Annotated in this window: 15 protein-coding genes; 8 read left to right on the forward strand and 7 right to left on the reverse strand. The window is 69.9% G+C overall.

The genetic code is table 11. From position 1 onward, the window contains the following. Positions 1–63: 63 nt before the first annotated feature. Positions 64–1,935, forward strand: coding sequence for a molecular chaperone DnaK (dnaK, locus tag ACIBVL_RS16480; protein WP_399097827.1), 1,872 nt, complete (start codon positions 64–66; stop codon positions 1,933–1,935). Here dnaK and narJ read toward each other — a convergent pair. From narJ to ACIBVL_RS16495, 3 genes are all read right to left on the reverse strand, one after another. Next, the gene (gene narJ, locus ACIBVL_RS16485) at positions 1,932–2,459 is read right to left on the reverse strand and encodes a nitrate reductase molybdenum cofactor assembly chaperone (RefSeq protein ID WP_399097828.1); all 528 of its coding nucleotides are present in this window, start codon (positions 2,457–2,459) and stop codon (positions 1,932–1,934) included. The two genes, dnaK and narJ, sit on opposite strands and share 4 nt — an antisense overlap. A 126-nt stretch (positions 2,460–2,585) precedes the next feature. Beyond that, positions 2,586–3,392 carry an SAM-dependent methyltransferase gene (locus ACIBVL_RS16490; RefSeq protein WP_399097829.1) on the reverse strand — a complete coding sequence of 269 codons (807 nt, stop codon included), beginning with the start codon at positions 3,390–3,392 and terminating at the stop codon, positions 2,586–2,588. A gap of 45 nt (positions 3,393–3,437) precedes the next feature. Beyond that, a complete protein-coding gene (locus tag ACIBVL_RS16495) occupies positions 3,438–4,301 on the reverse strand; it encodes a helix-turn-helix domain-containing protein (RefSeq protein WP_399097830.1) in 864 nt (287 codons plus the stop codon). 394 nt (positions 4,302–4,695) lie between these two features. Between ACIBVL_RS16495 and ACIBVL_RS16500 the strand changes: the two genes are divergently transcribed. From ACIBVL_RS16500 to ACIBVL_RS16510, 3 genes are all read left to right on the forward strand, one after another. Continuing rightward, positions 4,696–5,001 (forward strand): 4a-hydroxytetrahydrobiopterin dehydratase, encoded by a 306-nt coding sequence (locus tag ACIBVL_RS16500; protein ID WP_399097831.1) that lies wholly within the window; start codon positions 4,696–4,698, stop codon positions 4,999–5,001. A 224-nt stretch (positions 5,002–5,225) separates the two neighbouring features. Continuing rightward, positions 5,226–5,978 carry a class I SAM-dependent methyltransferase gene (locus tag ACIBVL_RS16505; protein ID WP_399097832.1) on the forward strand — a complete coding sequence of 251 codons (753 nt, stop codon included), beginning with the start codon at positions 5,226–5,228 and terminating at the stop codon, positions 5,976–5,978. A 138-nt stretch (positions 5,979–6,116) separates the two neighbouring features. Further along, positions 6,117–8,003, forward strand: coding sequence for a rhamnogalacturonan lyase (locus ACIBVL_RS16510; RefSeq protein ID WP_399097833.1), 1,887 nt, complete (start codon positions 6,117–6,119; stop codon positions 8,001–8,003). A gap of 69 nt (positions 8,004–8,072) precedes the next feature. On the opposite strand, the gene ACIBVL_RS16515 is transcribed toward ACIBVL_RS16510, so the two are convergent. Together ACIBVL_RS16515 and ACIBVL_RS16520 are read right to left on the reverse strand one after the other, a co-directional pair. Continuing rightward, on the reverse strand, positions 8,073–10,745 hold the full coding sequence (locus ACIBVL_RS16515; RefSeq protein WP_399097834.1) for a cellulose binding domain-containing protein: 2,673 nt from the start codon (positions 10,743–10,745) through the stop codon (positions 8,073–8,075). Positions 10,746–10,876: 131 nt separating this feature from the next. Then, positions 10,877–13,792: a glycoside hydrolase family 48 protein gene (locus ACIBVL_RS16520; RefSeq protein WP_399097835.1), complete on the reverse strand. Its 2,916-nt coding sequence runs from the start codon at positions 13,790–13,792 to the stop codon at positions 10,877–10,879. Positions 13,793–14,108: 316 nt separating this feature from the next. Between ACIBVL_RS16520 and ACIBVL_RS16525 the strand changes: the two genes are divergently transcribed. The 3 genes from ACIBVL_RS16525 to ACIBVL_RS16535 all read left to right on the forward strand — a co-directional run bounded on the left by ACIBVL_RS16525 (position 14,109) and on the right by ACIBVL_RS16535 (position 18,785). Then, a complete protein-coding gene (locus ACIBVL_RS16525) occupies positions 14,109–15,605 on the forward strand; it encodes a cellulase family glycosylhydrolase (protein ID WP_399097836.1) in 1,497 nt (498 codons plus the stop codon). A 71-nt stretch (positions 15,606–15,676) separates the two neighbouring features. Then, positions 15,677–17,401, forward strand: a complete 1,725-nt coding sequence (locus ACIBVL_RS16530; RefSeq protein ID WP_399097837.1) for a glycoside hydrolase family 6 protein — start codon at positions 15,677–15,679, stop codon at positions 17,399–17,401. A gap of 454 nt (positions 17,402–17,855) precedes the next feature. Further along, entirely contained in the window at positions 17,856–18,785 is a 930-nt protein-coding gene (locus ACIBVL_RS16535; RefSeq protein WP_399097838.1) for a class I SAM-dependent methyltransferase, read from the forward strand. A 123-nt stretch (positions 18,786–18,908) separates the two neighbouring features. On the opposite strand, the gene ACIBVL_RS16540 is transcribed toward ACIBVL_RS16535, so the two are convergent. After that, positions 18,909–19,745, reverse strand: a complete 837-nt coding sequence (locus tag ACIBVL_RS16540) for an aldo/keto reductase (RefSeq protein WP_399097839.1) — start codon at positions 19,743–19,745, stop codon at positions 18,909–18,911. Between the two features lie 120 nt (positions 19,746–19,865). Next, positions 19,866–21,692 (reverse strand): AMP-dependent synthetase/ligase, encoded by a 1,827-nt coding sequence (locus ACIBVL_RS16545; protein ID WP_399097840.1) that lies wholly within the window; start codon positions 21,690–21,692, stop codon positions 19,866–19,868. A 596-nt stretch (positions 21,693–22,288) separates the two neighbouring features. On the opposite strand from ACIBVL_RS16545, the gene ACIBVL_RS16550 reads away from it, so the two are divergent. Continuing rightward, positions 22,289–23,308 (forward strand): bile acid:sodium symporter family protein, encoded by a 1,020-nt coding sequence (locus ACIBVL_RS16550; RefSeq protein ID WP_399097841.1) that lies wholly within the window; start codon positions 22,289–22,291, stop codon positions 23,306–23,308. Positions 23,309–23,312 lie beyond the last annotated feature (4 nt).

Below are 23,312 nucleotides of genomic sequence, written 5' to 3' on the forward strand. Positions count from 1 at the left end.
CCGCGCACGATTTGTGCTGGAAGTCCGGTGGCACGGGAGGCTCCCTGACGGAAGGGGACGACGATGGGACGTTCGGTCGGCATCGATCTCGGCACCACGAACTCGGTGGTGGCCGTGCTGGAGGGTGGCGAACCCACGGTCATCGCCAACGCGGAGGGTGCCAGGACCACCCCGTCGGTCGTGGCCTTCGCCAAGAACGGCGACGTCCTCGTCGGCGAGGTCGCCAAGCGGCAGGCCGTCACCAACGTCGACCGCACCGCCCGCTCGGTCAAGCGGCACATGGGCGACGCGAACTGGCGCTTCCCCGACCAGGGCGACGTGGACGGCACCCGCTACCGCGCCCAGGAGCTCTCCGCCCGTGTCCTGCAGAAACTGAAGCGGGACGCCGAGTCCTACCTGGGCGAGGACGTCACCGACGCGGTGATCACCGTGCCCGCCTACTTCGACGACACCCAGCGGCAGGCCACCAAGGAGGCCGGGGAGATCGCCGGTCTGAAGGTGCTGCGGATCATCAACGAGCCGACCGCCGCCGCCCTCGCCTACGGCCTCGACCGCGGCGAGGAACAGACGGTCCTCGTCTTCGACCTCGGCGGCGGCACCTTCGACGTGTCGCTCCTGGAGATCGGTGACGGCGTCATCGAGGTCAAGGCCACCAACGGCGACACCCACCTCGGCGGCGACGACTGGGACCAGCGGATCGTCGAACACCTGGTGAAGAAGTTCAAGGGCCAGTACGGCATCGAACTGGGCAACGACAAGATGGCGCTGCAGCGACTGCGCGAGGGCGCCGAGAAGGCGAAGATCGAGCTGTCGTCGTCCTCCGAGACGACCATCAACCTCCCCTACATCACCGCCTCCGCCGAAGGCCCCCTCCACCTCGAAGAGAAACTGACGCGCGCTCAGTTCCAGGAGCTCACCGCGGAGTTGCTCGAACGCTGCCGCACGCCCTTCCACCAGGCCGTCAAGGACGCCAAGGTGAAGCTGTCGGCGATCGACCACGTCATCCTCGTCGGCGGTTCCACCCGGATGCCCGCGGTCACCGACCTGGTACGGGAACTGACAGGCAAGGACCCGCACAAGGGCGTCAACCCGGACGAGGTCGTCGCCGTCGGCGCGGCCCTCCAGGCGGGGGTGATCCGCGGCGACGTGAAGGACGTCCTGCTCCTCGACGTCACCCCGCTGTCCCTCGGCATCGAGACCAAGGGCGGCATCATGACCAAGCTCATCGAACGCAACACCACGATCCCCACGCGCCGTTCGGAGATCTTCACCACCGCCGCCGACAACCAGCCCTCCGTCGGCATCCAGGTCTACCAGGGCGAACGCGAGATCGCCGCCTACAACAAGAAGCTCGGCGTCTTCGACCTCACCGGTCTGCCGCCGGCCCCGCGCGGCGTCCCGCAGATCGAGGTCGCCTTCGACATCGACGCCAACGGGATCATGCACGTCTCCGCGAAGGACCTCGCCACCGGCCGTGAACAGAAGATGACCGTCACCGGCGGCTCGGCGCTCCCCAAGGACGACATCGACCGCATGATGCGCGACGCCGAGCAGTACGCCGAGGAGGACCGCAAACGCCGCGAGGCCGCCGAGACCCGCAACCAGGCCGAGCAACTCGTCTACCAGACCGAGAAGTTCCTCCGCGAGAACGAGGAACGGGTACCCGCCGAGACCCGGACGGAGGTGTCGACGGCGGTCACCGAACTGAAGGCCTTGCTCGAACAGCAGGCCGACACACCCGCCCTGCGGACCGGCCTCGAGAAACTCGCCACCGTCAGCCAGAAAATGGGACAGGCGATGTACGCCCAGGCCCAGCAGCAGCCGGCCGACGCCCCCACCGGGGACCACACCGGACGTTCGGCACAGGACGACGACGAGACGGTGGTCGACGCGGAGATCGTCGACGACGACCGGGACCAGGCCAAGGGCGCCTAGAGCGGAGACGAGCGGGGCGTACCGCATACCGTCGACCGCGTGGTGCATACGGTCGGCAGTGTGGCGCATACCGCGTCCAGGACGGAGGCGTACGGCGTCCCGAAGCCGTTCAGCCGGGAGCGGAGCCGCTGCAGGCCCTCGCGGTGCTCGGTGAGCGGGTCGGTGTTGCCGGTGCGTGCCGCGAACTCCAGCACCGCGGGCAGGAAGTCGGGCCGCTCCCCGCCGGTGCACTCCAGCCCGTACTCCCGGTACAGGTCCTGGAAGCGGAGCACCGGACTGCCGGGCCGGCCGGTGCCGCCGCCGTTCCGCCAGTGGTTCAGGTACAGGCTGCGCCGACCGTCGGTGTCGAACACCTGCACGTAATGCGCGGCCAGTTCCCGCGGTGGGGTGAGCGCGGCGTGGTCGGCGAACCCCCGGAGCTGCGGGGCCGCTTCGCGCAGCAGGGGCAGCCGGGCACGCAGGTCGTCGTCAGGGTACGTCAGACAGAGCGCGGCAGCCTGATGGAGCACGGCGTCCGAGGGCATCGGGGCCTCCTTAGCGTCGCCGATGCTGTGCGGGTCCCCGTCCTCCGACGCTAGGGGCGCACCGGTGAACGCACCCGTTCACGGCACCCGTCCGGGTGTACGGCCCGGACGGGTACGGCACACCGCTCAGGACTTGCGGGCCACCCCCGCGTACACCGGCACGATGCCCTCCGCCTGCACCGCCACGTCCTCCGGCTCCGGCCGCCAGCCCGACACCGGGATCAGGCCCGGGCCGAGCAGCTCCAGCCCCTCGAAGAAGCGGGCGAACTCGGGCAGCGAACGCGGGAAGAAGGGGGTGCCGCTGCGGCGGAACTGGTTCGCCGCGTTCTCGATGGCCTCCGGGCTCAGGTCGGGGGTCACCTGGGAGAGGATCAGCCAGCTCCCCGGGACGAGCCTCGCCAGGTAGGCGCGCACCAGCTCGTAGGCGGTGTCGTCCAGGTAGTGGGTGAGCGCCACCAGCGACAGCGCGACCGGCCGGCCGAGGTCGAGGGAGTCCGCTGCCTGCGACAGCAGCGTCTCGAGGTCGCGGACGTCGGCGTGCACGTAGGCGGTGGAGCCCTCGGCCGTGCCGCGCAGCAGCGCCTCCGCGTGCCGTAGCACGATCGGGTCGTTGTCCGCGTACACCACCTTCGCCTCCGGTGCCACGCCCTGCGCCACCTGGTGCAGATTGGGCTCGGTGGGGATGCCCGTGCCGACGTCCAGGAACTGGCGGATGCCGGACTCGGCGGCGGCACGGACGGCCCGCTGCATGAAGCGGCGGTTGGCGCGCGCCCCGCGCAGCACCGTGCCGTCCACGGCGAGGATCCTCCGGGCCAGCTCCTCGTCCACCGGGTAGTTGTCCTTGCCGCCCAGCCACCAGTCGTAGACGCGGGCCGGGTGCGGCCTGCTGGTGTCGATGCGGACGGGCGCCTGCCCGGCCTCGGATCCGGTCATAGGGGCTGTTCTCCTCGCGCGTGGGGGCCGTGGTGGCCAGTGCTGTCAGAGGGCTTTGCGGGCGTCCCGCAACAGCTTCTGGGTGTGCCGGGCGGACGCGGCATGCGTCGTCAGGTGGTCGAGGACCTCGAGATGCGCGGATACCTCCTTGCGCGAGTCGAGGTACAGGGCGCCGGTCAGGTACTCGCTGACGACCATGTCGGGCAGTTCGGGTTCGGCGAAACGGAAGAGCGAGAAGGGCGCGGCCGTCCCCGGGTGCGGGCCGTCCGCGAACTCGGCGATCTGCAGCGTGATCCCGTCCCGCTCGGTCAACTCCAGGAGCTTGTCGAGCTGTTCACGCATGACGGAGGCGTCCTCGCACACCGGGCGGCGCAGCACCGTCTCGTCCATCACCGCCCACAGATGCGGCGGGTTCGGGCCGTCCAGCAGGCGCTGGCGGGCCATGCGCAGCGACACGTGCCGCTCGGTCGCCCGGGGCGTCGTCCGCCCTACCGTCCCGGCCTCCAGGACGGCGCGCGCGTACCGCTCCGTCTGCAACAGACCCGGCACGAAGTGCGGTTCGTAACTGCGGATCAGCCGGGCCGCGCCCTCCAGGCTCACATACAGGCTGAACCACTCCGGCAGCACGTCGTGGAAGCGCTGCCACCAGCCGGGCAGGTTCGCGTCCTCGGTGAGCCTGACGAACGCCTCGGCCTCCTCCGCCGTGACCCCGTACGTCTCCAGCAGTACCTGCACGTACGGGATCTTCAGCGCGACCTCGGCCGTCTCCATGCGCCGTACGGTCGCGGGAGCCACCCGCAGGGCGCGGGCCGCCTCCTCACGGCCGAGGCCGGCCGCCTCACGCAGCTCCTGCAGCCGTCTGCCGAGTACCACCTGACCCACCGTGGGCGCGGGCCGCCGCTCACTCACGCCACGTCTCCCCTACGTGTCGAGGCACGCCGATCAGTGTGTCACGTTCCGGCCGAGGTCACACGGGGTCGGAGGTGACGTCCTCGCCACTCGTGGCTCGGCATTGCGCAAAGGCCCGCCCCGCCGACAGGACAACAGACCATATGTCAGTCCCTCAATGCCAGAAGTGCTTGGCGGTCGCGGGATCGGCCGGGAGGAATTCCTGCCCGACTCCCGGTCGAGGGCCGCGCCCGGGATCGCCGCGCCGGCGGACGACTTCGCCGACGGGGCCGCCCGCGGCTGGGTCCCTCGAGGGTTCCCGGCACGGACCGCCGGGAACCCTCCTGACCAGGGTCGCCGCCGCTCTCCTGTGGCACGCTGGACAGGTACGCGACACCCAGGAAGGGAGTCAGACATGGCCGTGGAACCGCTGTCCCAGAAGGAGATCGAGGACCGGCTGTCCGAGCTGCCCGGCTGGTCGCTGGACGGCGACCGCCTCACCCGCTCCTACCGGCTCGCCTCCCACTTCGCCGCGACCGCCCTGGTCGTCCATGTCGCGCGGATCCAGGAGGAGCTCAACCACCACTCCGACCTCACCCTGGGCTACAACACCGTCTCCCTCGCCGTGCACACCCACAGCGCGGGCGGCGCCGTCACCGACCTCGACGTCGAACTCGCCCGACGGGTGGAGGACGCGGCGGAGGGCCACGGGGCGCACTGACGCCGACGGCCGACGGCGGGCTCCGTCGAGGGCGGACACGTGTACGACCCGCGAGAAACATCCCGCGAAATACATCCCGCGGCGCACGGTCCGCGGTGTACGGGCTGAGGGATACCAGATACGGAATACGCATACGACATACCACATAGGGCTGACAGCAGACTGCATACGACCTCGGCTCCCAGCACAGGGCGTACGGTCGACGGGCGGAACGGGGAGGGCGCGTGCTGGACTACGACGAGGAAGCCGAACGCTACGACGCCTCGCGCGGTGGCGAACCCCGCGCGGCCGCCGCCGCGGAGGCCGTTCTGGGGCTGCTGCCGCCGCGGGCGCGCAGTCTGCTGGACGTCGCCTGCGGCACGGGCATCGTCACCCGGCGGCTCGCGGCCGGACGCGACGGCCTGCGTGTGGCGGGCGTCGACCTGTCGCCCGCGATGGCCTGCCAGGCCGCCGCCCGGCTGCCCGGTGCGATCGTGCGCGCCGACAGCCGCCGACTGCCCTTCCGGAACGCCGAGTTCGACGCGGTCAGCAGTGTCTGGCTGCTGCATCTCGCGGAGGCCGCCGAGGACGTGCGGCGGATCGTCGCCGAGTGCGCCCGGGTGCTGCGGCCGGGCGGGGTCTACGTCACCACCGTCGACAAGGGCGCCTCGCACAACGTGGGCAGCGACATCGATGTCGTCCTCGCCTCCCGCCCGAGCCGCCCCGCGTCCGACGCCGCCGCGCTCGTCGAGGCGTACGCCGTGGGCTGCGGCCTGGTCCCGGCCGGGCAGGCCCGCTTCCCCGGGCGGGGGCAGGGCCGCAGCCCGCGCCGGGCGATCGCCGACCTCCGGCGCGGCTGGTTCGTCACCCTGCCGCCCGGCCACCCCCTAGCCGACGACTTCGCCGCGCGCCTCGCGGCCCTGCCGGACCAGGAACGGGCGCGTCCGGAACCGCAGTTCACTCTGCGGGCGTTTCGGAAACCGGCCGACAGCACCTGAAGCCCGTCGACGGTATGCGAAAGGTCGTCGACGGCATCCCGAAGACGGCGGACACCGGCTCCCGGACCCGGCAACTCCGCCGCTCCCGGCGGCAACTGACTGATCGGAACCAGTCCGCCCACCCGGGAGGTACGTCTCGTGCAGCACCCCCACCCGCACGCGCACCGCCACCGCAGACGCCGTACCGCTGTCCTGGCCGCCGCGACCGCCGCGGCCGCGTTGGCCGGCGCCGGTCTGACCGCTCTGGCACCCGGCACCGCCGAGGCCGCCACCGCCCGCCAGGTCGAGGCCCTCGACCGGGGCGTGGTCAGCGTCCACACCGACAGCGGCAACCTGGTCAGCTGGCGCTGGCTCGGCACCGACCCCGACAGCGTCTCCTTCAACGTCTACCGGGCCGGTACGAAGGTCAACCCGACCCCGCTCACCGGCTCCACCAACTACTTCCACTCCGGCGCCCCGGCCCAGGCCGACTACACGGTCCGCGCGGTCGTGGGCGGCGTAGAACAGGCCGACTCCGTCCACGCGGTCCAACTCCGCACCGGTTACAAGGACGTCCCCATCACCCCGCCCGCGGGTGGCACGACGCCGGACGGCGTGGCCTACACCTACGAGGCCAACGACGCCTCCGTCGGCGACCTCGACGGCGACGGCGCCCTGGACCTCGTCCTCAAGTGGCAGCCGACGAACGCCAAGGACAACTCCCAGTCCGGCTACACCGGCAACACCGTCCTCGACGGGATCAAGCTCGACGGCACCCGCCTGTGGCGAGTCGACCTGGGCCGCAACATCCGCTCCGGCGCCCACTACACGCAGTTCCAGGTGTACGACTACGACGGCGACGGCAAGGCCGAGGTCGCGACGAAGACGGCCGACGGCACGGTGGACGGCACGGGTACGGTGATCGGCAGCTCGTCGGCCGACTACCGCAACTCCAGCGGTTACGTCCTGTCCGGCCCGGAGTACCTGACCATGTTCAACGGGCAGACCGGCAAGGCGATGCAGAGCGTCGACTACGTCCCGGCCCGCGGCACGGTCTCGTCCTGGGGCGACTCCTACGGCAACCGCGTCGACCGCTTCCTCGCCGGAACCGCCTACCTGGACGGCGCCCGCCCCTCCCTGATCATGGCGCGCGGCTACTACACGCGCACGGTCGTCGCCGCCTGGGACTGGCGGGGCGGCGCCTTCACCCGCCGCTGGACCTTCGACACCAACTCCTCCACCAACTCCGGCAAGGGCTACGACGGGCAGGGTTCGCACAGCCTCTCCGTCGGGGACGTCGACGGCGACGGCAAGGACGAGATCGTCTACGGGGCGATGGCGGTCGACGACAACGGCAACGGCCTGTGGACGACGAGGACCGGCCACGGCGACGCCCAGCACCTAGGCGATCTCGACCCGTCCCACGCGGGCCTGGAGTACTTCAAGGTCTCGGAGTCGACAAGCCAGCCCGCCGAGCTGTACATCAACCCGGCGAACGGCACGGTGAACTGGCAGCTCGCCGCCTGCTGCGACAACGGCCGCGGTGTCGCCGGCGACATCTGGGCCGGCAACGACGGGGCCGAGGTCTGGTCGGCCTCCGACTCCTCCATCCGCGACCCGGCGGGCGCGACGAAGGGCCGGGAACCGTCCTCCGTCAACTTCCTGTCCTGGTGGGACGCCGACACGACCCGCGAGCTCCTGGACGGCACCCACATCGACAAGTACGGCACGTCCTCCGACACCCGCCTGCTGACCGGCTCGGGCGTCCACTCCAACAACAGCACCAAGGCCACCCCGTCCCTGTCCGGCGACATTCTCGGCGACTGGCGCGAGGAGGTCGTCTGGCCGACCAGCGACAACACGGCCCTGAGGATCTACTCGACGCCGTACGAGACGACGACGAGAATCACCACCCTGCTGCACGACACGATGTACCGCACAGGCCTGGCCTGGCAGAACACTGCATACAATCAACCGCCGCACCCGAGCTTCTTCATCGGCAACGGGATGCCGACGGCACCACGCCCGGCGGTGTACACGCCCTGAACGCCTGAAGGAACGTGGGTGCGCGTCCCCGTCCCCGGGGGCGCGCACCCACGCTCGTCGGCTCACCCGTCAGCTCACCGTGCAGCTCTGGTCGCCCAGCTTGAACGCCGCCGGTTTCGCGTTCGACCCCGTCCAGCTGCCCGTGAAGCCGAAGCTCACGGACGAGCCGGCCGCCACGTTGGCGTTCCAGCCGACGTTCTTCGCCGTCACCGCCGACGCCGACTGCGTGTAGTCGGCGTTCCACAGCTGGGAGATCGTCTGGCCGCCGGGGAACGTCCAGCCGAGGCTCCAGCCCGACCAGGCGCTCGTCCCCGTGTTGGCGAGCTTCACGTCCGCCTGGAAGCCGCCCGACCACTGGTTGGTGATCGTGTACGTCACCGCGCAGGCGCCGGTCGGGGTGGGCGTGGGGTCCGTACCTCCGCCGCCGCCCCCGCTTCCGCCGCCGCTGGTGTCGGAGGTGTCGCCGTAGATCACACCCCGGCCGTTCGTCGACACGTACACCCGCCCGTAGATTCTCGGGTCACCGGTGATCGCCGCACCCGTCCAACCCCACTGGTGGGCATCGTCGTTGATCCGCGTCCAGGTGGCGCCCCTATCCGTCGAACGGAAGACGCCGCGTACCCCGCCGATCTTCGCGCTGGTGTAGAGCGTCTGATACGAGGCGCCCGTCGCCGCCTTGCCGAAGCCGATCGTGTCGGCCTGCTCGACCGTCGACAGCTTGGTGAAGGTCGCGCCGGAGTCGGTGGAGTGCCACAGCCCGTACGCGCCGTCGCTCGCCCCGCCCGCCAGCCACACGTCGCCCTTCGTGCCGGGCAGCGCCTTGAAGCGCACGCTGTCACCGCTCGGGAGCCCGGCCGCCGACGAGGCCGTGAAGGTCGCCCCGCCGTCCGAACTGACGTAGAACTTGCCGGACTTGAAGCCGTAGAAGGTCTTGGGGTCGACCCGGTCGGACTCCACGATCGCGCCGGACGGTATCCCGCTCGACGGCTGCCACGACGAGCCGAAGCCCGTCGTGTACTGCACGCCGGTGCCCGCCGGACTCCACACGAACCGGCTGCCGTCCGCCGCCGCGGCCACCGTCCCGCCGCCGCTGACGCCCGAAGGGTCCGTTCCGGCGAACCAGTTGGCGCCGTTGTCCGTGGAGAACGCCACATGTGGTCCCGAGTCCAGATCGCCGACCCGGACCACCGTGTTCGGGTCGGTCTCGGCGTAGTCCAGGCTGGTGGTCGTCGTGAAGTTCGGCGCGGTGAACATCATCGACGGCACCTTCGTCAGGTCCGTGTGCCGGAAGCCGCCGACGTCACCGAGGGCGCTCAACAGCGGGGCGCCGGCCGGGGGAGAGGCGAGGTCGTTGACCGCGGTCTCCTCCAGCCCCTGCACCATCGGCTTGATGGTGAACCGGCCTCCGCTGTCCCAGTCGGTCAGGTTCTCCGTGCCGTAGATCGTCGCGCCCGTCCCGTACATCATCCGGCTGGAGTCGAACGGGTCGATCTCCAACGCCTCGGTCATCCAGCCGAGCTTGGGCGCGTGCTCCGGCGGCGACGGGTTCGCGCCCCAGGTCAGCCAGGGCGACGACGAGACGTCCATCGTGTACCGGTTCGAACGGTTGGGATACGAGGTGTAGTCCCACGCCTTCGTCCAGGTTCCGCCGCTGTCCGTGGAGCGGAAGATCTGGGTGTCGGGCCACCAGGAGCTGTACGCGGTGGCCATCACGGTGCCGGGCTTCTGCCGGTCGACCGTCAGCCCGCTGAAACCGTAGTAGGTGTCGGCCTCCGCCACCGGACTGATGTCCGTCCAGGTCCCTGTCGCCGTCGAGTACCGCCAGAGCCGGCCCTTGCCGCCGTCGTACGGACCGCCCTTGTCGCTGTATGCGATGTACAGATAGCCGTTGACGGTATCCAGTACACCCTTGTGTGCCAGGTATCCCGTCGGCTGCCCGGCCAGCCGGCTCCAGGTCGCGCCCCCGTCCGTCGAGCGGTACACCGCGTTGTCCTTGTCGGCGACCCCTACGTAGATCGTCTTCGTCACCGTACCGGCCGTACCCGTCGACTCGTCGAAGGTGACCCAGACGATCCCCTGGTTGTCGCTCGCATACCCGCTGGTGTCACCGGGATCCTGTACGTAGGTGCCGACGTTGGGGAAGTTCGTCACCTGCGACCAGGTGACACCCGAGTCCGTCGACCGCCACAGGCCCTTGCCGCTCGGCGCGCCGAGGTACAGCACGCTGTTCTTGTTCGGGTCGATCGCGAGCCGCTCGCCCATGCCCCGGCCGGGCATGTTGCCACCCAGCTTGAACGGCAGGTCCGTCTTCTGCCAGCCGGCGCCCCGGTCGGCGGAGCGGAGCACGGCCCCGTTCCCCGGGTCCCAGCTGTTGGTGTACGTGCCGACCGCCGCGTACACCTTGTTCGGGTCGACGGAGTCGGAGGCCAGGCTCACCACGCCCGTGTGCCCCCAGTCCGCCCAGCCGACCGAGTCCAGCAGCGGCGTCCAGGTCCTGGCCGACTCCTGCCAGCGGTAGGCGCCGCCGATGTCGGTGCGCGCGTACGCGAGGTTCTTCTCCTTGCGGTTGAAGACGATGCCGGGGACGAAGCCGCCGCCGTCGATCCGGGCGTTCTTCCAGGTGTACGACTCTGCGGCCGGCGTCACCTGCTGGGCGCCGTCCGCCGCCAGGGCGGGCGGGCCGCCCGCGATCAGGCCGGCGGCGAGCGCCAGCACGGCCGTGAGGATGCGGGTTCTTCGCACGGTGGGGGTCCTTCCTCGCGAAGCCATGTGGGAGGAGGTGCGAGTAGTGCTGGTGGAGGACGTGCGACTACCGGGCGGCCCCCATGCGGGAAGGGGCCGCCCGGCGCGGTACGCGGAGCCTTAGCGGGGACTTATTCGAGGAGCTCCGCGTACGAGCCCATGGCCAGGGCGATGTCCGCCTGGGCCCAGAACCGGTGGTACGTGAACACGGGCGCGGCACCACCCGCGAGATAGCTCTCGATCTTCGACCAGGCCGGGTCGTTCTTGTAGAAGGAACGGAGCGAGGCGAAGGTCGAGGAGGAGTTGATCGTGTCGCCGTTCGGCATCTTGCCGCTGAAGCCGCTCGGGACGTACACGCCGTCGTCGAAGCGGTTGTAGTCGGCGCGGGTCTCGGGGACCGCGATGCCGAGGGCGTCCTGGTTGTTGGTCCACATGCCGTCCAGGAGCGCCTTGGCGGTTGTCTTCGCCTCCGTGTCACCGGACTTGGCGGCGTAGTACGTCAACGTCTTGGCGTACGCGGCGGCCACGCCGACATCGTTGGTGTAGTCGGCAACGGTGACGTGAAGACCCGTGTTGGCTCCGGGACTTGACGCGTTCCAGGTGTCGGGCTGGCCCGACCACTGGAGGGTGGAGGGGATCAGGAAGGTGCCGTCCGGGTTGATCGTGGTCTTGGACAGCGCCCAGTCGACCCACTTGTCGAGGACTGCCTTGGCCTGCGCGTTCCCCGTCTGCTGGTAGTACTCGGCGACCCGCTCCATCGACCACGCCTGGAAGCCGAACCACTGGTTGGACGGCGGGTCGTGGTAGACGGGCTGCTGGTCGTAGTACATGCCGTAGAACGTGGAGGTGCCGGCCGGGGGAGTCGCGTAGCGGCCCGCCCAGCTGTTCGTCGCGCCGCCCGCGATGGCGCCCTCGCTGGACTGCAGCCAGCGGTAGAACTCCAGCTGGCGGGTCAGGGACTTGCTCCAGTCCGCCTGCCCGGTCGCCGACTTGGGCTTCAGGTCCGCGTAACTGCTCAACGCGTAGGCGGCCAGCGGGTTCTGGTAGCCGCCGTGGGCGTGACTGGAGCCGATTCGCCAGGCCCAGCCGGCGCTGGTGTCCGTGGCGCCGCCCCAGGCGTAGTACCAGGACAGCAGGTAGTGCGAGGCGTCCTTGCCGGTGCCGGCCGCGCACGCGGTCGGACCGACACAGTTGCCGATCTTCTTGAAGTACTTGTCGTACATCGCGTACCGCAGATAGTCGCCCATCTTCGCGGCCTTGCCGACGGTCGCGGACACGTCACTGCCCTTGCCCTGCGCCTTCGCCCAGATGTCCGCCCAGTACGCGGCCTGCACCGCCCGCGCGTCGGCGTCCGGAGCGTTGGTGAACTTCCACTGCTTGGCGTAGGAGGAGTCCCCGGTGAACAGGTCCAGGTACCCGTTCGCACCGCCGTACTTGAAGGCGTCGCAGGTCGGCTGCGGAATCGTTTCCCATACCGATTCCTGCGCACCGCGCTGGAAGGTGTTGATGTACGACGGTCCGGTCGCGGTCGGGCCGGCCTCGCACTTGCCGGGCTCGTTGCCGTAGCCGTAGACGTTGTCGACGTCCTGGAGCCAGTGCATACCGTAGACATCGTCCGTACCGTATGCGGTCTTCAGTTCACCGGCTATCGGATCCGATCCCACGGACACGCCCGTGTCCAGCCTCGCCGGATACTCGTTCGGCGTGTCCAGCTCCGGTGCGTACGTCGCCGGCTTGGACGCGTTGTAGAAGGAGTTCGTCGGCTGGTCGGCGTGGGTGGGGATCATGTACTTCTCCATGACGTCCCACGCGCCGTTGAACTTGGTCCAGTCACCGGTGATCTTGCCGTACATGGCCTGCAGCCAGAGAAGATAGCTGTACGCCTCCGACGTCGTCTCGTGGCCCTGGTCGGGCGCCTCGACGATCAGCGTCTCCACCGAGTGGTAGGGGATGCCCTCGGGGGAGAAGTAACCGTTGGCCGGATTGGTGATCTTGCCGTAGAGCTCCAGGAACCGGGCGTCGTACGCCTTGCTGCCGGCGATCTCGGTGACCGCGACCGATGCCTTGGCGTGTCCGGTGGCCGTCGATTCGAAGGTGGCCGCGCCCGTTCCGGAGGCGTCCGCGGTGATGGTCACCTTCTGCGCGGTGCCCCAGTTCGACGGGGTGAAGGTGAGGGACGCGCCGCCGGTGACGGTGAGGCCGGTGTTACCACTGGTGCGGGCGGTCGTGACGGTCACGTTGGCCGAGGGCTGGGTCGACAGCTTCACCTCGTAGGTGCCCGTCTTGCCCTGCTGCACCGCCAGCTGGTTCGTGGAGGCGACCACGGCCGGTCCCGAGGCGACCGTGATGCCGACCGGCGTCGACGACGCCGACGCGCCCAGGCTGTCATAGGCCTTGGCCACCAGCGAGTGGCTGCCCGCCGACAACCCGGAGGCCGACAGGGTGTACGGCGAGCTGGTGTCCGTACCCAGCAGGGTCGTGTCGTCGTAGAACTCGACCTTGCTGATCGTCGCGTTGTCGGCGGCCGCGGCGGTCGCCGCGAGCGGCACCGGGTCGCCATGGGTGTAGACGGCGCCCGCGGCCGGGCTGGTCAGCACGGTGACCGGCGGCTGGTGGGCGCCGGCGCAGGTGGTGCCGTTGACCGCGAAACTCGTGGGCGCGGTGTTGGTGCCGCTGTAGGTGAACTGCGCGCCCGTGCTCACCGCGGTGCCCGCGGCGATCGTCCCGTTGTAGGTGGCGTTGTTCACCGTGATCTGCTGACCGGACTGCGACCAGGTCCCGTTCCAGCCGTTCGACAGCTTCTGGTTGCCCGAGTAGGAGTACGTCAGGGTCCAGCCGCTGATCGGATCGGTGCCGCGGTTGGTGAGGGTCAGGTCCGCGGTGAAGCCGGAGCCCCAGTCGTTGGCCTTGTAGTCCACGCTGCACTGAAGTGCCGCCGCCTGGGCGGGAGTCGTACTGGTGCTCAGCATGGCGAGGGGAAGCGCGAGGGCCGCCACGACGGCGGTCCACAGGCGCCGCGCGGCGCGGCGTCTGCGTGAGAGGTCCATGGGTCTGGTTTCTCCTTGCGGCTCGGCGTCGGCGGTCGGCGGGCGACTGTAGACAGTCGCCGGTCGGCTGTCGGCGGTTGCGGTGGGGGGAGGAGCAACAAGCCTTGAACCAGTGGGAGCGCTCCCATAGTGAGGACGGGGGTGAGAGCGGTCAAGGTGCTTGAAGAGTCGAAAAGATTCGACGCCGAAAGTTGAGGGAAAGTCAGCGGCTCCCCTGTTCTTTGCCAGCGCTTGGCGCTAGCTTCGAGACACCAGTGGGAGCGATTCCATCAGTCGACGCGTCCGTCACGACGCGCTGAGCTGCAAGGAGTCGCTCATGCGACACCCCCCTCGTTCAATCCTTTCAGCCGTCGCCGGCACGTTCGCCCTCGGGACGGGGCTGACCCTGCCGGTCATGACGGCGCACGGAGCCACGCCCGCGTGCACGGTGGAGTACTCCGTCACCAGTCAGTGGGACGCCGGCTTCCAGGGTGCCGTGAGAATCACCAACAACGCGGCGGCCCTGAGCAGTTGGAGCCTGACGTTCGACTTCGCCAACGGGCAGAAGGTCACCCAGGGCTGGAGTGCCAAGTGGTCTCAGTCGGGCACGACGGTCACCGGGGCCAACGAGAGCTGGAACGGCTCCCTCGGCGCCGGCGCGAGCGTGGACGCGGGCTTCGTCGCGTCGAAGCCGGGCGCGGCGAACGCGGTGCCGGCGACATTCAAGCTCAACGGCACGACCTGCAATGTCGACACGCAACCCACGCCGACGCCCACGCCCACCACCCCGCCCTCGACCGACCCGCCGGACATCGGTGACGTGCCACCCGCGTTGCACGTCTCCGGGAACAGGCTCGTGGACGCCGACGGAACGGCCCGCCGTCTGCTCGGCGTGAACCGTTCCGGCGGAGAGTTCATGTGCGTGCAGGGCCGCGGCATCTGGGACGGCCCGGTCGACGACGCCGCGATCAAGGCGATCGCCGACTGGAACGCCAACACCGTCCGCATTCCGCTCAACGAGGAGTGCTGGCTGGGCCTTTCGAACATCAACTCCGCCTATGGCGGCGCCCCCTACATCAACGCCGTCAAGGACCTGGTGGCCCGCGTCGAGGCGCACGGCATGACACCGGTGGTCGAACTGCACTGGACCTACGGCCAGTACACCGGCAACTCGGCCGGCTGCTCCGACGTGCACGCCAGCTGCCAGAAGCCCATGCCGGACATGCAGTACACACCGTCGTTCTGGACCTCGGTCGCCAACACCTTCAAGGCCGACCGGGCCGTCGTGTTCGACTTGTTCAACGAGCCCTATCCGGACCGCGCGACCTCCACGACCACCCAGGCGTGGCAGTGCTGGCGGGACGGCGGCACCTGCCCCGGCATCGGGTACGAAGTCGCCGGTATGCAGGATCTCGTCGACTCCATACGGGCGACCGGCGCCCAGAACGTCATCCTCGCCGGCGGGCTCGCCTACTCCAACGACCTCAGTCAGTGGCTGACCTACAAGCCCAGCGACCCCACCGGCAATCTCGCCGCCGCGTACCACGTCTACAACTTCAACTCCTGTGCGAGCGAGAGCTGCTGGAACTCCACGCTCGCCCCCGTGGCCGCCCAGGTGCCGCTCGTGGCCGGGGAGATCGGGGAGAACACCTGTGCGCACTCCTTCGTCGACCAGGTCATGAAGTGGTTCGACGACCGGAACCTGTCGTATCTGGGCTGGACCTGGAACACCTGGGACTGCTCCTCCGGCCCGTCGCTCATCTCCAGCTACGACGGCACCCCCACCGCGTACGGCACCGGCCTGCGCGACCATCTGCGAGCCCTCGACGGATAGGCGCCACCCGAGAACGAGCCGCACGACCAAGGAACGGACCACACCCGCAACGGACAAGGAAACCCCCACTCATGAGCCGTAGCAGAACAGCGATACTCGCCGCGCTGGCGCTGGTCGCCGGCGCGTCCGGGACGGCGCTCGCGGTCGTCCCCGGGGACCCGGGCATCGCCGCCATCCCGTGCACCGTCGACTACAAGGTGCAGAACCAGTGGGACACCGGCTTCACCGCCAACGTCACGGTCACCAACAACTCGGCGGCGAAGACGAGTTGGTCGGTGAAATGGGCGTACGCCGGCAACCAGAAGGTCACCAGCGGCTGGAACGCGAAGATCACCCAGTCCGGTACGGCCGTCACCGCCAACAACGAGAGCTACAACGGGACGCTGGCGACCGGCGGTTCGGTCAGCTTCGGGTTCCAGGGCTCCTACAGCGGCACCAACGCGGTGCCCACCACGTTCACGCTCGACGGCGTGACCTGCAACGTCGACAGCGGCACCGGCGGGCCCACCGACCCCGGCACGCCGACCGACCCGGGCACCCCCTCCACCAGGGTCGACAACCCCTACGCGGGCGCCAAGGTGTACGTGAACCCGGAGTGGTCGGCGAAGGCGGCCGCCGAGCCGGGCGGCTCCCGCGTCTCCAACCAGCCCACCGGCGTCTGGCTCGACCGCATCGCCGCGATCAACGGCGTCAACGGCGGCATGGGGCTGCGCGCCCACCTCGACGCGGCCCTCGCCCAGAAGGGCAGTGGCGAGGAGGTCGTCCAGCTGGTCGTCTACGACCTGCCGGGGCGTGACTGCGCGGCCCTCGCCTCCAACGGCGAGCTGGGCCCGACGGAGATCGACAAGTACAAGACGCAGTTCATCGACCCGATCGCGGCGATCCTCGCCGACAGCAAGTACGCCGGCCTGCGGATCGTCACCACCATCGAGATCGACTCGCTGCCCAACCTGGTCACCAACACCGGCAGCCGGCCCACCGCCACGGCGGCCTGCGACACCATGAAGGCCAACGGCAACTACGTGAAGGGCGTCGGCTACGCGCTGAACAAGCTCGGCGACATCCCCAACGTCTACAACTACATCGACGCCGGTCACCACGGCTGGCTCGGCTGGGACGACAACTTCGCCCCGTCCGCCCAGCTCTTCTACCAGGCCGCCACCGCCGAAGGGGCGACGGTGGACGATGTACACGGCTTCATCACCAACACGGCGAACTACAGCGCCCTGAAGGAGAACAACTTCACCATCAACGACTCCGTGGCCGGCAAGTCGGTCCGTGAGTCCAAGTGGGTGGACTGGAACCGGTACGTCGACGAGCTGTCGTACGCGCAGGCCTTCCGCACGCAGTTGGTCTCCACCGGTTTCCGGTCGAACATCGGCATGCTGATCGACACCTCCCGCAACGGCTGGGGCGGCACCGCCCGGCCCACCGGCCCGGGCGCCACGACCAGCGTGGACACCTACGTCGACGGCGGCCGCTACGACCGCCGTATCCACATCGGCAACTGGTGCAACCAGTCCGGTGCCGGCCTCGGCGAGCGCCCGCAGGCCGCTCCGGCCGCCGGGATCGACGCGTACGTGTGGATGAAGCCGCCGGGCGAGTCCGACGGCTCCAGCACCGCGATCTCGAACGACGAGGGCAAGGGCTTCGACCGGATGTGCGACCCGACGTACACGGGCAACCCCCGCAACGGCAACAACATGTCGGGTGCCCTGGCGAACGCCCCACTGTCCGGGCACTGGTTCTCGGCGCAGTTCCAGCAGCTGATGCAGAACGCGTACCCGCCGCTGTAGTGACGGGTGGATCCGCCGGGGCTCCGGCCCCCCCGGGCCGGGCCCCGGCGGACCGCGGACTCCACCGCCGAGTAATTCCCGTCCGGCCGCTCCAGCTCGTGGGGGCGGCCGGACACAGCGGCGGCCGGGCCCGGAAACGGGGGCGGGTGCCGTGGTGCGACCGGGCCGCGCGCACCAGGAACACCTCACAGTCACACCGCGCCGGGCCGGCCCGGCGCATACGCCGTCGGGCGGTGCGCGGCGCCTCGACCAGCCGCGGAGCGATCTCGAGTCCGTTCAGCCGGCCTGTCGTCCATGGCGGCCTCGTCCGGGATCCGGCGCGTGTCCGACATCCCGATTTTTGCTCCCGCGACGGTGGAGTGGGGGTGCTTTTTTGCTGTCCCGGCAACAGAAGTGGCCACCGTGCGGTGCGTCGGCGCACGCTGACGGCGTACCCGACGAGAGGCTGATCACCATGGCGCACCACCCGCACGAGCACCAGCAGCACGAGCACGGACCCGGCCACGGCCACGGGCATGGCCACGCGCATGGCTCCGGCGGCACCGACATCGACTGGGCCGAGATGGGCCCGCACCTCGAAGCCCAGGCCGAACTGTTCATGCCCCTGTACGAGCGGGCTCTCGCCTGGCTGGGCAAGGAGGTGACCGAGCCGGGGCTGATCGTCGACGCGGGGAGCGGTCCCGGGGTCGTGTCCTGTCTGTTCGCCGAGACCTTCCCCGGCGCGCGGGTCCTGGCTGTCGACGGCTCCGAGCCACTGCTGGAAAGGGCCGGGGCGCGGGCCGCCCGGCTCGGGTACGCCGACCGCTTCGGCACCTTGGCCGGTGAACTTCCCGGCGTGCTGGATGAGTTGGACTATCCGGCCGACCTGCTGTGGGCGGGCCGCAGCCTGCACCACCTGGGCGACCAGCGCGCCGCCCTCACCGCCTTCACGGAGCGGCTGGCGCCCGGCGGAACGCTGGCGATCATGGAGGGTGGGTTGCCGAGCCGGTTCCTGCCGCGCGACCTCGGCCTGGGCCGCCCCGGCCTGGAGGCGCGGCTGGACGCACTGCAGGAGGAGTGGTTCGCGCGGATGCGGGCCGACCTGCCCGGTTCGGTCGACGTGACCGAGGACTGGCCGGCGCTGCTCGGTTCCGCGGGCCTGAAGCACAGCCGCACCCGCAGCTTCCTGCTCGACCTGCCCGCCCCCGCCCCCGACCGGGCCCGTGCCTACATCACGACGTCCCTGTCCCGGCTGCGCGACGTCTTCGGCGACGCCATGGACCCCGAGGACCGCTCCGTGCTGGACCGGCTGCTCGACCCCGACGACGCGGCGGGCGTGCACCGCAGGCCGGACGTGTTCGTGCTGGCGGCGCACACCGTCCACACGGCGGTGAAGCCGGCGTAGAGCGACCGCCGACGCCGGTGAGGGGGTGACCCACTGGCCACGCCCCCTCACCTCTGCCTCCACGCTTCATACGCGCGCTCGATCCCGGTCGAACCCGGGGCCCGGGCCCGTGTCGGACCGGCCTCAGCCGAGGTCGAACGTCGCCGGGTCCGGGCCGATCCGCCGGTCCTCGTTGAGCGCGCTGATCGCCGCCAGGTCCTCGGTGTCCAGGCTGAAGTCGAACACCTCGATGTTCTCCTTGATCCGCGACGGCGTCACGGACTTCGGGATCACCACGTTGCCGAGCTGGAGGTGCCAGCGCAGCACGACCTGGGCCGGGGTGCGGTTGTGCTTCTGGGCGATGGCCACGATCGCCGGGACCTCCAGGAGGCCCTTGCCCTGGCCGAGGGGGGACCAGGCCTCGGTGGCGATGCCCTGCTCCGCGTGGAACTCGCGGGCGGCGTGCTGCTGCAGGTGCGGGTGCAGCTCGATCTGGTTGACCGCCGGGATCACCGACGTCTGCTCGATCAGCCGCCGAAGGTGCTCCGGCAGGAAGTTGGAGACACCGATGGCCTTGACCCGGCCGTCGGCGTACAGCTTCTCGAACGCCTTGTACGTGTCGACGTAGATGTCCCGGGCCGGCAGCGGCCAGTGGATGAGGTACAGGTCGACGTAGTCCAGGCCCAGCTTCTCCAGAGAGGTGTCGAACGCGCGCAGTGTGGCGTCGTACCCCTGGTCGCGGTTCCAGAGCTTGGTGGTGACGAAGATGGCCTTGCGGGGCACGCCGGAGGCGTTGATGGCCTTGCCGGTGCCCTCCTCGTTGCCGTAGATCGCCGCTGTGTCGATGCTGCGGTACCCGGTCTCCAGCGCGGTGGAGACCGCCCGCTCCGCCTCGTCGTCCGGCACCTGCCAGACGCCGAAGCCCAGCTGGGGCATCTCGACGCCGTTGTTGAGGATGATCGGGGGGACCTTGCTGCTCACGAGCTCTTGATCCTTCGGTTGTCCGTCAAAGTGGTACTCCCATCGTCAACGATCACAGGCCGTGATGCATTCCTGACCCAGGAATTCGTACCCCAAAGCCTTACCTGCCGTACAACGTCCTTACGTCCGGTACAGCGCGTCGACCTCGTTCGCGTAGGCGTTCTCGATCGCCTTGCGCTTCAGCTTCAGCGACGGGGTGAGCAGCCCGTGCTCCTCGGTGAACGGCTGAGCCAGGATGCGGAAGGTGCGGATGGACTCGGCCTGCGAGACCAGCGTGTTCGCGGCGACGACGGCCCGGCGCACCTCCGCCTCCAGGTCGGGGTCGCGCACCAGTTGGGCGGGGGCCAGCTGCGGCTTGCCGCGCATCCGCAGCCAGTGCTCGACGGCCTCGTGGTCGAGGGTGAGCAGGGCGGCGACGAACGGGCGGTCGTTGCCGACGACGATGCACTGGCCCACCAGCGGATGGTCGCGCACCCGCTCCTCCAGCGGCCCCGGCGAGACGCTCTTGCCGCCGGAGGTGACGAGGATCTCCTTCTTGCGGCCGGTGATGGTCAGGTAACCGTCTTCGTCGAGGGATCCCAGGTCACCGGTGGCCAGCCAGCCGTCGTGCAGGGTCTCGTCGGTGGCCTTGGGGTTGTTGAGGTATCCCTGGAAGACGTTTTCTCCGCGCAGCCAGATCTCGCCGTCGTCCGCGATGTGCACGGTCATGCCGGGGATGGGCTGTCCGACGGTGCCGTAGCGGGTGCGGCCGGGCGGGTTGGCGGTCGCGGCCGCCGTCGACTCGGTCAGCCCGTAGCCCTCGTAGATCTGCACGCCCGCGCCGGCGAAGAACAGCCCCAGCTTGCGGTCCATGGCCGAGCCGCCCGACATGGCGTGCCGGACCCGGCCGCCCATCGCCGCGCGCACCTTGGAGTAGACGACCTTGTCGAAGAACTGGTGCTGCATCCGCAGCCCCGCCGACGGACCGGGCCCGATGCCCCACGCCTTCGCCTCCAGCGCCTGCGCGTAGGCCACGGCCACGTCCACGGCCTTCTCGAACGGGCCCGACCTGCCCTCCCGTTCGGCCTTGCGGCGGGCAGCGTTGAACACCTTCTCGAAGATGTACGGCACGGCCAGGAAGAACGTGGGCCGAAAGACGGCCAGGTCGGGCAGCAGGGCGGCCGCGTGCAGCTGGGGCTGATGGCCGAAGCGGACCTTGCCGCGGATCGCCGCGATCTGCACCATCCGCCCGAAGACGTGCGCGAGGGGCAGGAACAGCAGGGTCGCCGCCTCGTCGCCCTTCTTGGAGTGGAACACCGGCTCCCAGCGCTCGATGACCGTGTCGGCCTCGAACATGAAGTTGCCGTGCGAGATCACACAGCCCTTGGGGCGGCCCGTGGTTCCCGACGTGTAGATGACCGTGGCGACCGAGTCGGGGGTGACCGCTTCCCGGTGCCGGTGCACCACCTCGTCCTCGACCGAGGCGCCGGCGTCGTACAGCTCCCGCACGCAGCCCTCGTCCAGCTGCCACAGCTGCCGCAACTGCGGGAGCCGGTCGATGACGGTGGCGATCGTCATCGCGTGGTCCTCGTGCTCCACGACAGCGGCCGTGCACTCGGCGTCGTACAGCATCCAGAAGCACTGCTCGGCCGACGACGTCGGATAGACCGGCACCACCTGGGCGCCGATCGTCCACAGGGCGAAGTCGAACAGGGTCCACTCATAGCGGGTGCGGGACATGATCGCGACGCGGTCGCCGAAGCGGACGCCCTGTGCGAGGAGGCCCTTGGCGAGGGCCAGGACCTCGTCGCGGAACTCGGCGGCGGTCACGTCCCGCCACTCGCCTTGCTCGTTCTTGCGGCCGAGTGCCACGTACAGCGGGTCCTCCTGGGCGTGCCGGAAGACGACGTCGGCCAGACCGCCCACCGGCGGTGCCAACGCCAACGGAGGGTTGGTGAACTCGCGCAAACCCGCACCCCGCTTCTCATGGCCGCACAGCGCCGTGAAAGCTACCCCACCTCTCGATGGGGCGGGAGGGGGGCGGAAAGCGAACGATGCTCTCGTCTGCGCTGGTCAGCGCCGGAAAATGGGCTCACATGGGGAAGGGTCGGACAGAAAGCTGACGGAAGAGTAAGTTTCGGTGCCGTAATCTCCACCGAATCTGCCCGTCCCGCTTACGCCGCCCGACCCTCCCGGCGAGGTCAGGTGCGGCGTGCCGGTCTCCCCTGGATCAGCGCCGGAGTGGCCGATTCCGTTACTCCGGCGGCCGCCGCGCGCGGTGCGCGCACCAGAACGACGGCGATCAGCCCCCACCCGGCCCGCGGTCACCTCCGCCGTGTCGAGCCCCGTGGTGAAGGCGGCGCGCAGCGTCGTGCCCGGGCACGACGCCTTCGAGGGCCGCCGCACCGCCGCCCGCGAGCGTGTGCGTCGACCCGGCTACCGGGTATCGCATACCGCCATCACAGTGAGAGCGGTATGACGGATTCCCGATCACGGGCCCGAGGAGGACGATGGAGGGGGTCCTCCGGCCCCCGAGGCAGCCCATCGAACGTACGTGGAGCACCGTGAAACGCCTGCAGTGGCCGAGCTGGATGCCGGTCGACCCCTACGTCCTGCTGTTGCTCGGGACGGTCGGGCTCGCGGCGCTGCTCCCGGCCCGCGACACCGCCGCGGACGTGGCCTCCGGCGCCTCCACGGCCGCGATCGCCTTCCTCTTCTTCCTCTACGGCGCGCGGCTCTCCACCCGCGAGGCACTGGACGGTCTGCGCCACTGGCGGCTCCACACCACCGTCCTCGTCTGCACCTTCGTCGTCTTCCCGCTGCTCGGCCTGGCCGCCCGCGGACTCGTGCCGGTGTTCCTGACCCACCCGCTCTACCAGGGGCTGCTCTTCCTCACCCTCGTCCCGTCGACCATCCAGTCGTCGATCGCCTTCACCTCGATCGCCCGCGGCAACGTGCCCGCCGCGATCTGCGCCGGCTCCTTCTCCTCCCTGGCCGGGATCGTCGTCACCCCGCTGCTGGCGGCCGCCCTGCTGGGCAGCGGTGGGGGCGGCTTCTCGGCCGACTCCCTCGTGGAGATCGTGCTGCAGCTGCTGGTGCCCTTCGCCGCCGGGCAGGTGCTGCGCCGCTGGATCGGCGGGTTCGTCACCCGGCACAAGAAGGTGCTCGGACTGGTCGACCGCGGCTCGATCCTCCTGGTCGTCTACACCGCGTTCAGCGAGGGCGTGGTCCAGGGCATCTGGCACCAGGTCAGCCCCGTACGGCTCGGCGCACTGCTCGTCGTCGAGGCGGTGCTGCTCTCGGTGATGCTCGCCCTGACCTGGTACGGCGCCAAGGCGCTGCGCTTCGGCCGGGAGGACCGGATCGCCATCCAGTTCGCGGGCTCCAAGAAGTCCCTGGCCTCCGGACTGCCCATGGCGAGCGTCCTGTTCGGCGCGCACGCCTCGCTCGCCGTGCTGCCGCTGATGCTGTTCCACCAGATGCAGCTCATGGTGTGCGCGGTGATCGCCAAGCGGCGGGCGCGGGACCCGCTGGAGGCTTCGTCGCGGGAAGCGGCCACGGAGCGGGCGTCGGCGACGGCGTGAGACG

This window comes from Streptomyces sp. NPDC049687 (assembly GCF_044465285.1).
Taxonomy (GTDB): Bacteria; Actinomycetota; Actinomycetes; order Streptomycetales; family Streptomycetaceae; genus Streptomyces.

Excerpts from the sequence above, each read along its gene's own strand:
- ACIBVL_RS16500 (WP_399097831.1), top strand. The coding sequence starts at position 4,696 with ATGGCCGTGGAACCGCTGTCCCAGAAGGAGATCGAGGACCGGCTGTCC.
- dnaK (WP_399097827.1), top strand. The coding sequence starts at position 64 with ATGGGACGTTCGGTCGGCATCGATCTCGGCACCACGAACTCGGTGGTG.
- ACIBVL_RS16535 (WP_399097838.1), top strand. The coding sequence starts at position 17,856 with ATGGCGCACCACCCGCACGAGCACCAGCAGCACGAGCACGGACCCGGC.
- ACIBVL_RS16525 (WP_399097836.1), top strand. The coding sequence starts at position 14,109 with ATGCGACACCCCCCTCGTTCAATCCTTTCAGCCGTCGCCGGCACGTTC.
- ACIBVL_RS16530 (WP_399097837.1), top strand. The coding sequence starts at position 15,677 with ATGAGCCGTAGCAGAACAGCGATACTCGCCGCGCTGGCGCTGGTCGCC.
- ACIBVL_RS16490 (WP_399097829.1), bottom strand. The coding sequence starts at position 3,392 with ATGACCGGATCCGAGGCCGGGCAGGCGCCCGTCCGCATCGACACCAGC.
- narJ (WP_399097828.1), bottom strand. The coding sequence starts at position 2,459 with ATGCCCTCGGACGCCGTGCTCCATCAGGCTGCCGCGCTCTGTCTGACG.
- ACIBVL_RS16520 (WP_399097835.1), bottom strand. The coding sequence starts at position 13,792 with ATGGACCTCTCACGCAGACGCCGCGCCGCGCGGCGCCTGTGGACCGCC.